This window comes from Vibrio sp. T9, assembly GCF_003123985.1.
GTDB lineage: Bacteria > Pseudomonadota > Gammaproteobacteria > Enterobacterales > Vibrionaceae > Vibrio > Vibrio diabolicus.
Map to the genome: position 1 here is coordinate 88,897 of NZ_NIGY01000005.1, position 12,988 is coordinate 101,884.

Annotated in this window: 13 protein-coding genes; 8 read left to right on the forward strand and 5 right to left on the reverse strand. The window is 44.9% G+C overall.

All coding sequences use genetic code 11. From position 1 onward, the window contains the following. Position 1 precedes the first annotated feature (1 nt). Genes CBX98_RS11250 through CBX98_RS11270 form a run of 5 tightly spaced genes read right to left on the reverse strand, consistent with a single transcriptional unit; the run spans position 2 to position 5,458 of the window. Positions 2-1,015 carry a flagellar motor switch protein FliG gene (locus CBX98_RS11250; protein ID WP_005394839.1) on the reverse strand — a complete coding sequence of 338 codons (1,014 nt, stop codon included), beginning with the start codon at positions 1,013-1,015 and terminating at the stop codon, positions 2-4. Beyond that, complete coding sequence (gene fliF / locus CBX98_RS11255) at positions 984-2,732, reverse strand: flagellar basal-body MS-ring/collar protein FliF (RefSeq protein WP_109169231.1); 1,749 nt, start codon at positions 2,730-2,732, stop codon at positions 984-986. Before fliF ends, CBX98_RS11250 begins: the two co-directional genes overlap by 32 nt. A 3-nt stretch (positions 2,733-2,735) precedes the next feature. Further along, positions 2,736-3,092: a flagellar hook-basal body complex protein FliE gene (gene fliE / locus CBX98_RS11260; protein ID WP_005375045.1), complete on the reverse strand. Its 357-nt coding sequence runs from the start codon at positions 3,090-3,092 to the stop codon at positions 2,736-2,738. A gap of 15 nt (positions 3,093-3,107) precedes the next feature. Beyond that, positions 3,108-4,439, reverse strand: coding sequence for a sigma-54 dependent transcriptional regulator (locus CBX98_RS11265; RefSeq protein ID WP_006741978.1), 1,332 nt, complete (start codon positions 4,437-4,439; stop codon positions 3,108-3,110). After that, positions 4,439-5,458, reverse strand: a complete 1,020-nt coding sequence (locus tag CBX98_RS11270) for an OmpA family protein (protein ID WP_109169232.1) — start codon at positions 5,456-5,458, stop codon at positions 4,439-4,441. The genes CBX98_RS11265 and CBX98_RS11270 overlap by 1 nt, the downstream gene beginning before the upstream one ends. Positions 5,459-5,842: 384 nt before the next feature. On the opposite strand from CBX98_RS11270, the gene CBX98_RS11275 reads away from it, so the two are divergent. From CBX98_RS11275 to CBX98_RS11310, 8 genes are read left to right on the forward strand one after another with little or no spacing between them, the layout of a single operon-like run. Further along, on the forward strand, positions 5,843-6,661 hold the full coding sequence (locus CBX98_RS11275; protein ID WP_005398043.1) for a flagellar motor switch protein FliM: 819 nt from the start codon (positions 5,843-5,845) through the stop codon (positions 6,659-6,661). After that, the gene (gene fliN, locus CBX98_RS11280) at positions 6,658-7,029 is read left to right on the forward strand and encodes a flagellar motor switch protein FliN (protein WP_005398044.1); all 372 of its coding nucleotides are present in this window, start codon (positions 6,658-6,660) and stop codon (positions 7,027-7,029) included. The genes CBX98_RS11275 and fliN overlap by 4 nt, the downstream gene beginning before the upstream one ends. An 18-nt stretch (positions 7,030-7,047) precedes the next feature. Further along, positions 7,048-7,806: a flagellar type III secretion system pore protein FliP gene (fliP, locus tag CBX98_RS11285; protein ID WP_005398045.1), complete on the forward strand. Its 759-nt coding sequence runs from the start codon at positions 7,048-7,050 to the stop codon at positions 7,804-7,806. Between the two features lie 13 nt (positions 7,807-7,819). Continuing rightward, a complete protein-coding gene (gene fliQ / locus CBX98_RS11290; RefSeq protein WP_005375036.1) occupies positions 7,820-8,089 on the forward strand; it encodes a flagellar biosynthesis protein FliQ in 270 nt (89 codons plus the stop codon). Further along, positions 8,089-8,865 (forward strand): flagellar biosynthetic protein FliR, encoded by a 777-nt coding sequence (gene fliR / locus CBX98_RS11295; RefSeq protein ID WP_006741982.1) that lies wholly within the window; start codon positions 8,089-8,091, stop codon positions 8,863-8,865. The genes fliQ and fliR overlap by 1 nt, the downstream gene beginning before the upstream one ends. Beyond that, positions 8,862-9,989: a flagellar biosynthesis protein FlhB gene (flhB, locus tag CBX98_RS11300; RefSeq protein ID WP_006741983.1), complete on the forward strand. Its 1,128-nt coding sequence runs from the start codon at positions 8,862-8,864 to the stop codon at positions 9,987-9,989. The genes fliR and flhB overlap by 4 nt, the downstream gene beginning before the upstream one ends. Positions 9,990-10,020: 31 nt before the next feature. Continuing rightward, on the forward strand, positions 10,021-12,111 hold the full coding sequence (flhA, locus tag CBX98_RS11305; RefSeq protein WP_006741984.1) for a flagellar biosynthesis protein FlhA: 2,091 nt from the start codon (positions 10,021-10,023) through the stop codon (positions 12,109-12,111). Positions 12,112-12,130: 19 nt separating this feature from the next. Beyond that, positions 12,131-12,901, forward strand: coding sequence for an EAL domain-containing protein (locus CBX98_RS11310; protein WP_046875750.1), 771 nt, complete (start codon positions 12,131-12,133; stop codon positions 12,899-12,901). Positions 12,902-12,988 lie beyond the last annotated feature (87 nt).

A 12,988-nucleotide genomic window follows, 5' to 3' on the forward strand; every position in this document is an offset into this window, starting at 1 on the left:
GTTACTCCACCGTTGGCTCTTCATAAAGAAGCAACTGAACTTCACCAGATTCATCCAACTCACGCACCATTTGCATGATGTCTTGACGCGCTTTTTGAACACGACTTAGCGCAACAGCCCCGCGCGCTTCCATATCGTCTTCCAGTGCTTTCACCATACGCTGAGGCATAGAACGTTTAATGGCTTGCTGTAACGTAATTTCTGAACCTTTAAGTGCAACCGCCCACAATTCTAGTGGGATCTGCTGCACCAGCATGTCCATGGTTTCTTCACGCTGACGACCAAGAACCATAAAGTCGAACATATTCTCTTCAATGGCATTAACGACATCTTCATCATGCAACTTCAGCATTTCCATCAACGACCCGCGATCACCTTCAAAGCGGTTAATGATGTCAGCAGCTTGCTTGACACCAGATAGCGGTGTGCTTTGGCTTGCAGATACTTTTTCAATGCAGCGCTCAACGAGCTCATGCAAATCAATAGCAACTTGATGATCGATGTCTTGCAGCTGAGCAATTCGGAACAAGATTTCGTCATGGTAATCTTGTGGCAGGTGCTTCAACACCGCTGAAGAGCTATCGGCTGGCAAATACGCAAGAAAAATCGCTTGCATTTGCGGGTGCTCATTCACAATGAAACGAGCAAGCGTTTCTGCTTCCACCCACTGTAAGCGCTGCATATTGTTGCGAATTTCATCACCATACAGCGTATTCAGCAGCCCTTTTGCCAAATCATTACCCAATGCTTTACGTAGCGTATTGGACAAATATTCTTTAGAAGCTCCACGAATGCCACTGTGCTCACGAAAGTCTTCAAAGAAAGTTTGAATAACGCCGCGAGCGGAATCGCTCTTAATGCCATTCAACTTCGCCATTGCACGAGTCACCCGCTGGGTTTCATCACGGCTAAAGTGCTGTAAAACCTTCGCAGCGGCATCCTCGCCCATGCCTAATAGCACGAGCGCGGTTTGTTCTACATAACTAAGCGTCTGCTTTGATGGAACTGTGTTCATTGATGTTTACCCATTGTTTCAGTATTTCGGCTACGCGCTCTGGCTCTTCATTGGCAATAAGCTGTAGGTGTTTCAATTGAATCTCTAGTGGCGAACCGGCTGGAGGCAGCATGTCGCTGTTTACATCTAAACCGGAAGAGGCTGAGATACCTTTTTCTGATAGACGACGATCAAGCACTTCTTCATGCTCACGCTCTTCACGCGTTTGCAGGTTGTCGTAATCAGGTTCTTCTTGCGGCTCTGCAAAGTCTAACTCTGGTACTGGCTTATCAACGCCAGTGAGGTGCATGATCAATGGGCGTAGTACGAAGAAGATCATCGCTAAGCCTAACAAACCACCGATAACGTAACGTATTGGCTGCTGTACTGTAGGGTCTTGCCACCACGGCAGAGCAGGAGGCGCATCAATTTCAATTGGAGTGAAGTTGAAACTCATCAAGCTTAAGCTGTCACCTCGTGCCGCAGAAATACCGACAGCATCCATGATCATATTTGAAATCTGCTCTTTATCTGCTTCACTCCAAGCAACACCATCCGGAGAGGCTTTCGAGTTCAACAGTACCGACACGCTCATTTTCTCAATTTGACCTTGTTGGTATTGAGTACGACGAACACTACTCCCCACTGCATACTGACGGTTTACTTCAGAGCGTGCGTTGGTGTTTTGGCTATCGTTCGTTTCTACTTCTTCACCAGTTACCGGCGGTTGGTTGCTTAGAGAACCTGGTACGCCTAGCGCGATTTGGTCAACTGAGTTGTTGTGAATGGTGTGCTCGTTACGTACGACAGGTGCGTTATCCAAAATCTCTTGCGTTTCTTCAACTTGGCTAAAGTCCATATCAGCAGCGACTTGCACACGGAAGTTACTCGGACCCACAATTGGCGTAAGCATGTCTGCTGCGCGTTGAATGATCTGCTTCTCAACGTTCTTTTGATATTCAAGGTATTTTGCATTGACTTTACCTGCTTCCGCCGAAGCAACATCTGCACTGAGTAAACGGCCATATTGGTCGATAACAGATACAAATTCAGGCTTCATCGCCGTCACGCTACCAACCACTAAGTTGATGATTGCTTCAACTTGCTCAGACTTGAGGTCTTCGCCAGGTTTCAGCTCAAGCATCACTGACGCTGAAGGGTTCTCGCTGTTTTGACGAACAAATAAGGTTTGACGAGGAATAGCTAAGTGAACACGCGCATTCGCCACAGAATTCAGAGACATGATAGTGCGTACTAACTCACCTTCTAAACCATGACGGTAACGCGCCGTTTCCATAAATTGGCTTGTACCGAGAGAGCTGTCTTCTTTAAGCGAATCCAAACCTGTCGGCAGTTTGGCTTTAACACCTTTTGACGCAAGCAACATGCGAACTTTCGCAACTTCGCCTTCTGGCACAAGAACTTGGCCATTTTGCTCTTGCATACGGTAGCTCACACCTTCACTTTCTAATACCGAGACAATCTCTCCGATATCAAAACGTTCTTGTTGGCTATACAGTGGACGGAAGCTTTGTGAGGAACTCCAAAGAGCGACCACAATGATTGCCGCAACAATCGCAGCGAGTACGGCAGATAACACTAGGTTTCTCTGGCTACTCGACCAGATTTGCTTCAGCTTCGTTGTTACATCGTCCATGCTATTCGCACTAGAAAATGTCTGTGCTGAGCCGGAGGTCATGGCTGTATTTCCGGCGACTTGGGGGGTTAGTTCTGACATGAATTACACCGGCATCTTCATAATATCTTCAAATGAGGTCACGACTTTGTTGCGCACTTGCATCAAAGCATTAAATGATAAGCTGGCTTTTTGGCTAGCGACCATCGCACCAACTAGGTCATCACTTTTTCCTGTTTCTACGGCCGTCATTTTTTGACTAGCCACTGATTGATGTTGATTCACTGTATCCAACACATTTGTCATCGCTTGTGAGAACGATAATGGTGCGTTTAGTGATTGTTGATCTAAAGGATTTGCACTCACGATAAACTCTGGCGGCTGCACTTGTGCCTGCATCGCCTGCATTTTTGACAACATAAGTTGCTCTGCCGAGACCGCATGAGTAGGTTGACTTGCCATCTATTTTTTCTCCTATTAGGCAGCCGAGCCTAGTGCCGACTGTAAATCAATACCATGTTCTCGCATGGCTGCGAGTTTGTAGCGTAGCGCTCGAGTAGAGACTCCAAGCGCGTTTGCGGTTTTCGTTCGGTTTCCACCAAACTGACGTAATTTTTCTAAAATAAATTGATATTCGGCCTGCTTCTTCGCTTCTACATGACCAAAGCTTGAAGCTGGCTCAGCGGATGGAACTGGCGCAACAAGTTCAATAGGCAGCATCAGATCATGGGCAGTAATGTAGTCACCATGACGCATGACCAATGCACGCTGAATGACATTTTCCAACTCGCGAATATTACCTGGCCAGTGATACTGACTCAGCGCACTGATCGCATCTTGGGATAGATGACAGCGACTGCTATCTTGATACTTTTCAATAAAGAATTGGCTGATCGGTAAAATGTCTTCTTTTCTTTCACGCAAAGGAGGCCAGTGCAGAGGCAAAACATCCAATCGGTAATAAAGGTCTTCACGGAATGTGCCTTTTTGAACTTCTTCCCGTAAGTCTTTATTGGTTGCCGCAATAACACGAATATCAAGCTTCACCGCCTTGTGGCTACCTACGCGTTCCACTTCACGCTCTTGAAGAACGCGTAATAACTTGGCTTGAACTGCAGGGGACATTTCTCCGATTTCATCTAGCAAAATCGTCCCGCCATTCGCTTCTTCAAACTTACCGCTTTGAGAGTTAGTCGCTCCTGTGAAGGCACCTTTTACATGACCAAATAGAACCGCTTCTAGCATCGACTCTGGAATGGCGGCGCAGTTAACCGCCACAAATGGACCATCAATACGTGGAGAGTGCTCATGCACATATCGAGCCAGCACTTCTTTACCCGTTCCCGATTCGCCTGTAATTAACACACTGGCGCTGGTGCAAGCGGCACGATGCGCCAATTGCAGTACCTGTTTGCTTCGCCAAGATTCCGCAACAATGTTGGCCATTGGCTTACCTAGCGCTTCAACGCGCTTCAGTAAATTGAGCAGCTGATTCGCTTCAAATGGGCGTAATAGATAATCGGTTGCTCCCGATTTCATCGTCTCAGCCGCCAAGATTCCCTGCTCTTGATCGACAATAGCGATAACAACACCAGAGTTACGTTGCTTTTGGTGGCAAGCAACAAACTCGCGGACACACATGTCCGGTAAAGTAGAGCTCACAAGAGTAATTTCTGCTCGCTCTTCAAGTAATGCGCCTCGGCCAGTACGAGTGTGTTTTGCGGTGTAACCTGCATTTTGCAACACATCCAATACTGGTTGAGCAAGAGCTTCATTCGGCTCAACCAACAAAATTTTCGTTTTCGTCATCATTGAACCTTAACTTTCGTTTGTTGATTTTGTTGTTGTACATCAGGGTGGTGTTTCACTGCCGTTCGCTCGTTATCTCTCACTAGGCGCAACGTTACGCGTCGATTTTTCGCTTGGCCCTTCGTCGAACTATTGCTGGCAATTGGGTAACGAGAACCATGCGCTCTTGTTTCGAGCATCGATTTATCAATACCAAGTTCAACTAAGGCCTCGGCAACTTGCTCTGCTCTAGTACGCGATACTGAAAGGTTCGCCAAACTAGAACCAACGTTATCGGTGTGGCCATCAATTAGAATCTTGGTCACACGATCATCAACAGATACATAGCTATTTAGCGCTGCGAGCGTTTCTTGCTGCTTACGACTGAGCGCCTTCTGACCAAAGTCAAAAGACAGAACAAGATTTCGTGCCTCTGAAAACGAAAGCTTAGGCAAACGCGCTCGACAGGCATTAAATGACTTGAGCGCGTTTTGAATTTGAATAGTCGGAATTACAATCTCTGACAAAGAGGAAGCATCACTTCCCTTTAGTGACAACGTCACCCAATTACCAGTAGCAATTAAATCCATGAGTTCATCAGCACCTTTGCTGAAGACAAATCGTTGGGATGGCTTAGTAAAATCAAGGGTGGCAAACTCTTTTCTATAAAGCTCACCAGACCAAGGAGCACTTTGACTTATTAGAGCAATCGTTTTCCATTTATTATTTTCATAATGTATATCGGAAATAAAATAAGTTTTATTGTTAGGTTCCGAACGGAAATAAAACTTCCCATACGGCGTGCTTGAGTGCAATAAGTTGCATTCAAAGTTGTTTCCTTTATATGTCCACTTTGAAAGGTCCATGGGGATGGTCACAACCTCACCTGAATATGTCACCTTAGACACTAGCAAACTGACAAAAATAAATATTTTACAATTTATTAAACCGTTAGGGTTCATGTATATCTTACAATTCCATGACCTTATCAATTTAATTAAATATGCCACTAAGCCGTGATAACTGGCATAGCTAATCATGTTAATTACCTATTCTGAATATTGAAACTGGTTACAAAATACTCACAAGAGCATGGCCAAACCTTTGAAATCAAGATTTAAGCTTTAAAAACAATGTCTTATATTTTAATTATCTAAATTAGCCGTTACACCATGAAGATGGTTTTAAAAAGTTAATAACAACTAAAAACGCTTAATATTTTTATATTTTCTTATTAAGCAATTTATAAAGGAAACTAACCCTTTTTAAATTTTATTAAAAGATTAAGACTATATGCTCAAGGCAACATGTGAACTAAAGTCACAATCTTAGAGTTTGAAACTAAAAGATCATTAAAATTTCTGTGTAGACTACACGCCATTAAGTTAAAACAGTTTCGATTGTTAACGCACGGTAAAATATAAATGGAAAATAGAGTTAGCGAGCCTATTTCTGATATTCAACTACTTGATGTAGAATTATTAGGCAAACCTATTCATATCATTCGTGAAAAGCTTGAAGGCTTGATTTCAGAGTCTTGTTCCAGCCTTACGATTGAATTACAAAATTGGCTCAGTACGAGTAAAGTGGAAGCTAGCTTAACCTCTGTAGACTTGCATCGCTTTACACCAATAAAAATGGATAAAGACCAAACGTCAACCTATCAACACCAAGAGGGCGGCATGGTATTTGTTCATGGAGATGCTCACACGTTAATAAAACTGGCGGATCGGTTCTATGGTGCCAGCACTGAGCGTTCAGCAACAACACTGACAGCAAGTGACCTCCGCCTACAAGAGAGAATCAGTCGTATCATTATTGGTTGGCTTGCACCAGGTGAGATGTGGGAAATGGGTGAGTACGAAGCGCCCCGAGGGATTGGGATTAACGTGCAGTTAAACATCGCGTTTGACGATCACCAAGGCTCAATTCATCTCAAACTAGATAGCCACCTTATTCAAACACTGATCGAGCAGCTTGAACTGCAGCCCGATACGGATTTGTACCAACCATTCTGTCGCTCTTTAGAGGCAACGCCTGTTCGACTGAATGTTGTTTTAAGTAAAAAGAAGATGCCGTTGAGCGACGTTGTAGGCTTACAACCTAACGATATTTTACCAATTGAGCTTCTTAATACGGTTCCAGTCAGCATTGGTAACCAATCTTTATTTACAGGTCGTATTGCTGAGCAAGACGGCCAACTTGTTTTGATCTTTAACCCTGATAAGGAACCGCAGCGATGAGCGAAGCGCCAGAAACGAATGCATTCGACGCAGAAGAATTGAACTTTGACGACTTTCAATTAGAAGACTTTGAAGCTGAAAGTACGCTCCAACAAGAACCAGCAACTGCGGAACGTGATCTTAGCTTTTTCAAAAGTATTCCCGTCACTGTCACGCTGGAAGTTGCAAGCAAAGAAATCCCACTTGGGGACTTAATGAAAGCCGGAGAAGGCACGGTTATCGAACTTGAAAAGCTCAATGGTGAGCCTTTAGACGTAAAGGTAAACGGCTCTCTAATGGGTCACGCTGAAGTCGTCGTTGTTAATGATAAGTACGGACTTCGTCTGATCGATGTACATGACTCTGCATTGAGTGGCGTTGGTCAATAATCTTAGGTAGGCATCACAATGAAAAATCTGAGCGCTTGGCACCGTTGGTTACCTCTTTTGGTACTGGTGTCACTTTTGTTTGCTTTCCCAACCATGGCGGCAGACAACGGCTTAACTATCTTGTCCGTTTCTGATGGCGACACACAGCAAGAATACAGCGTTAAATTGCAAATTCTGTTGTTGATGACGGCGCTCAGTTTTCTTCCAGCATTCATTCTGATGGCAACGAGCTTTACTCGGATTATCGTCGTCCTCGCGATTTTGCGCCAAGCCCTTGGTCTTCAACAAAGTCCTCCTAACCGCGTATTGGTTGGGATTGCTTTGGCATTGACCTTGCTGATCATGCGACCTGTTTGGAGCGATATTCATGAAAATGCATTTCAACCGTATGACAATGGTGAAATCACGCTAATACAAGCATTCTCTGTAGCAGAGAAACCAGTGAGAGAATTCATGCTGGCACAAACTCATCAAAGCTCTCTTGAGCAAATGCTGCGTATTGCCAATGAACCACTCGACCAAAACGTTGAGGATATTTCTTTTGCGGTTGTCTTGCCTGCGTTTGTCATCAGTGAACTAAAAACCGCCTTTCAAATTGGCTTTATGCTCTTCATCCCCTTCTTAGTTATCGACTTGGTTGTCGCCAGTGTGCTCATGGCAATGGGTATGATGATGCTATCGCCTTTGATTGTTTCACTCCCTTTTAAACTGGTAGTGTTTGTACTCGTGGATGGCTGGGCAATGACGGTTGGCACATTATCTGCCAGTTTCGGTTAAATAGGAGCATGCTATGACCCCTGAACTAACCGTAACGTTATTTTCCGATGCAGTATGGCTGATCATTTTAATGGTTGCGGTACTGGTTGTTCCTGGCTTAATTGTCGGTTTGTGTATCGCCGTTTTCCAGGCCGCCACACAAATCAACGAGCAAACACTCAGCTTTTTACCACGTTTGCTCGTTACGCTATTGATGGTGATTTTTGCGGGTCATTGGATGCTCCGAAAAATCATGGAACTGTTTGATTTCTTATTCCACAACATACCGGGGATGATTGGCTAATGGCCATCACATTTGCAGAGCTCTCAGCGATACTCGGTCAACTCTGGTGGCCGTTTTTTCGTGTGGGAGCTGTATTTATTTCGATGCCCTTCTTTGGTGATGCAATCATTCCCGTTTGGATCCGTACCTTACTGGCACTTTCGATCGTCGTGATTACCGCACCATTGATGCCACCAATGCCACAAGTCGAATTATTCTCCATGACGTCTCTATTCCTTGCTTTTGAGCAAGCGATTTGGGGCGTGATGTTTGGGCTAATTTTGCACATGCTCTTTAACGTTTTCACCATGCTTGGTCAGGTCGTTTCTCTGCAAATGGGATTGGGTATGGCAATGATGAATGATCCTATCAACGGACTTTCTGTCGCCATTTTGGGCCGTATATTTCTTATATTTTCAACCTTGTTATTTCTCGCGCTAGAAGGACACTTGCTCGTCATTGATATCGTGATTCAAAGTTTTGTCGTGTGGCCGGTCGGTTCTGGCATCACATCGCTTTCTCTGCAAGGCGTTGTAAATATTTTCGGTTGGATGTTTGCCTCAGCTTTAGCACTAGCGTTGCCTGCTATTGTTTCAATGCTCTTAGCCAACATCAGTTTTGGTGTGATGAATCGCGCCGCCCCCTCACTCAACGTGTATGCATTAGGTTTTCCAATGACGATGCTTCTTGGCCTGTTCAGCGTATTAATTTCAGTATCTGGTGTGCCGGGTCGCTACACCGCGCTTGTGCACGACACCATCAGACACTTGAGTAACTTTATGTTGGGGGGCGCATGAGCGATCAATCGTCTCAGGACAAAACTGAAAAAGCCTCGCCGCAGAAAGTAAAAAAAGCACGTCAGGAAGGACAAATTCCTCGTGCTAAAGAGTTTACTACTGCAGTGATATTTCTAGCGGTGGCGCTCTACTTTTACTCTCAGCTCAATAGCATTTGGGAAAGTATGTCAGGCATTTTTCGCTACAACATGATGCTGACGCGAGCCGACTTAGAAAACCCGAAACAGCTTGTCGAGCAATTGGGACAAAGTTTAGCGGTAATCATCGACATGCTATTGCCGTTGTTTACCGTCATTATTATCGTGACCTGTGGTAGCAGCCTTGTACTAGGCGGTTGGATGTTCCGTCCGGCGAACGTTATGCCAAAGCTGAGCAAAATTAATCCTTTAAGTGGGATAAAGCGCATTTTTTCGACACGCTCAGTGGTTGAGCTCTTAAAGTCCACATTCAAAGTAGCCGTTATTTTCGGCATCTTATATGGCTATTTAGACAACCACTTACAGCCTCTGCTAGGTATGCAAAACTTACCTTTAAGCCAAGGCTTTTCCCTCGTGATGTCTATTCTCTTTGAAGGCTTATTGTTGATGGGGTTTGCGTTGTTGTTATTTGGTGTTGTAGACATTCCCTACCAACGTTGGGAGCACCTAAAAGAGCTGCGTATGACCAAACAAGAGCTGAAGGAGGAATTCAAGAACAACGAAGGCCGCCCAGAAGTAAAGCAGCGAATCCGTCAAATTCAACAGCAGTTTGCACGCCGTAAAATCGATAAGATGGTACCAACGGCTGACGTGATCATCACTAACCCAACTCACTACGCTGTCGCTCTGAAGTACGAACCTTCACTTTCTGATGCTCCATTTGTGGTTGCAAAAGGCGTAGACGAAACAGCCATGCACATTCAACGAATCGCCCGAGAAAACAAGGTGGAGATCATCAACTCACCACCGTTGACTCGTTCGATCTATCACACCACGGCGATTGAACAAGCAATCCCAAGCCAACTGTACATTGCCGTGGCACATATTCTTACTTACGTTTTGCAATTGAAAGCCTTCCGTAAAGGTGAAGGAAAAGAGCCAACTCCTTTGCCTCATTTTTCGATTCCAAAACATTTGCAGCACTGATTAACCCGCGTTTATCCAAGGACACGAAAGTATGCTTAACCGGTTAAAACAACTTCAAACATCAACCAAAGGCTACATTGGCATTCCAATTGTCTTGCTAATGATTTTGGCAATGGTGATTTTACCTTTGCCTCCCCTGCTATTGGATGCGTTGTTTACCTTCAATATCGTCTTGGCAATCCTAGTATTGCTGGTCAGCACTACCGCAAAGCGACCATTAGACTTCTCAGTTTTTCCAACGATTTTGTTAGTCGCGACATTATTACGTCTTACACTGAACGTCGCTTCCACACGAATCGTACTCCTAGAAGGACATAATGGGGGGGATGCGGCAGGTAAAGTCATCCAAGCGTTCGGTGAAGTCGTTATTGGCGGTAACTACGTCGTTGGTATGGTGGTGTTTGTTATCTTGATGATCATCAACTTCGTCGTAATTACCAAAGGGGGCGAACGTATCTCTGAGGTGTCAGCGCGCTTTACTTTGGATGCCTTACCGGGCAAACAGATGGCGATTGATGCCGACTTAAATGCCGGTCTTATCGATCAGGAAACCGCTCGATTGCGTCGTAAAGAAGTCGCTAACGAAGCCGATTTCCATGGCTCGATGGACGGTGCCTCAAAGTTTGTGCGAGGCGATGCTATCGCTGGTTTGCTGATTCTGTTTATCAACATCATTGGTGGTATCAGCATCGGCGTCTTTGAGCATGGACTCGCAGCATCTGACGCCTTTAAAACATACGCACTACTTACAATCGGTGATGGCTTAGTAGCTCAAATTCCGTCACTTCTATTGGCAACGGCTGCAGCGATTATCGTTACGCGAATTAATGATAGCGATAATGGCATGTCGGAAACCATGCAAAAACAATTGCTGGCAACCCCGGCGACACTGTTTACCGTCGCAGGCATCATGGCTGTGATAGGCATGGTACCAGGCATGCCACATTTGGCCTTTTTTGCTTTCGCGGGTGCTTTAGCTTTCGCGGGTTGGCGTCAAACGAAAAAGCCCGTGCAAGACTCCCAAATCGAGGAGGTCGAAGCACTTTCACAAGCCATGCAAGAGGACGATACACCACTTACGTGGGAAGACATTCCTCATGTTCAAACGTTGTCGCTTTCCCTGGGTTACCGTCTCGTCCACCTAGTCAACAAAGAACAAGGTGCACCTTTATCACAGCGTATTCGCGGTGTGCGCCGTAACCTATCTGAACAAGTCGGCTTTTTATTACCAGAGGTGCGCATTCGAGACAACCTAAGCCTTAAGCCGAATCAGTATACAATTTCTCTCAATGGCGAAGTGATCGAACAAGGCTTTATCGAGCCAGAACGTTTGATGGCGATTGCAGTCGGCGAAACGTACGGTGAAGTAGATGGTATTTTGGGCAGTGATCCTGCTTACCAATTACCAGCAGTGTGGATTGAACATCAAGACAAAGCGAAAGCGCTGAACATGGGTTATCAAGTGGTCGATGATGGCACGGTCATCGCGACTCATATTAGCAAGATAATGAAAACAAACCTTGCTGAGTTGTTTACGCACGACGATGTTGAAGCCATGACGCAACGTTTGACACAGCAAGCACCGAAGTTAGCCGAAGCCCTAGCCGCGGCACTTAACCCTGCGCAGCAACTCAAAGTATATCGCCAGTTGTTACTAGACCAAGTGCCACTAAAAGATATTCGTACGATTGCTAACACGATGCTGGAGTCCGCGGAAAACACTAAAGACCCGATTTTACTGGCATCTGATGTGCGTTGCGCACTAAAACGCACGCTCGTAAACCTGATTGCGGGACAGAAAAACGAATTAAATGTCTATGCTCTCTCTGATGAACTAGAACAAATGCTACTGACTTCGCTACAACAAGCACAATCTTCTGGTACAGTAATGTTAGACAGCTTCCCAATTGAGCCAAATATTCTTGGTCAGTTCCAACAAAACTTGCCACTGATAAGACAACAGCTCAAACAACAGGGATTACCTCCGATTCTTCTCGTTATGCCTCAGTTACGTCCACTTCTGGCTCGTTACGCACGCACATTTACGCAAGGACTGGCAGTATTGTCTTACAACGAAATTCCAGAAAACAAACAAATCAATGTGGTAGGAAACCTTGGTTAATCTTATTTCAACACATGCGATGTACGAACATTTGGTTGGTCTCGCAGTACAACATATCGTCACGGATGACGATCAATTAGTATTTGATGCTTTAAAGCACAATGACATTCAACACGCGTGCCAAGCCATTCGCGAGACTCAATCAGGCGAGGTAGAATTCCAACACCTGACGTTGAGATTTGGCACGCGTGGCGAACAAAGCGTCTATCAATTCGAACTCTCTGAACAAATGCAGTACTGCCTAGATTTGTTCAGCCTTTATCTCGCATTGCGACAAACACAGTTTCAGCTAGAAGCCTTTCACCCCGACTTAATCAGTAACGTCGTCGTGCCGATAAGAATTGACGCATTACTATGGGAACCAGGCATATACTTTCTCGAACAGATGATTCAGTTTCACTCTTCCGCTTTTCAACATGTGATTCCTTCTCTTCAAGCAGACAAAACGCTATGCGCCTATGATAAAGTCTCAGCGCTGATAGAGAAGTTAAGAGAAAACGCCTACTCACTTTGGTTTGAAGTCGCGACATCACAAGTGAACTTCGAACGAGTCGCTGACTTTAGCCCCGACATGATCAAACTATCGGTCACATTAGAGGATAAAGAAGAAAGACATGCTTTCCTACCGATTGCTAAGTTCTTAAGAAAGCACAAATACCCTTGGGTAGCCGGGCGGGTAGCGAGCCAAACAGAGCTAAACCGCTATCGCTTGTTAGGGGCCAATTATTACTTTGGTTATTTCAGTGACATCCCGACCTCCCTCTCTTTTCAATCTTTTGGTGAGGAATGACAGAATTTTAACTATTAATCTTTATAAAACAGCGCGAATTATTCGCGCTGTTTTTTTATTTATAACGAAGAACGACAATATTGATAG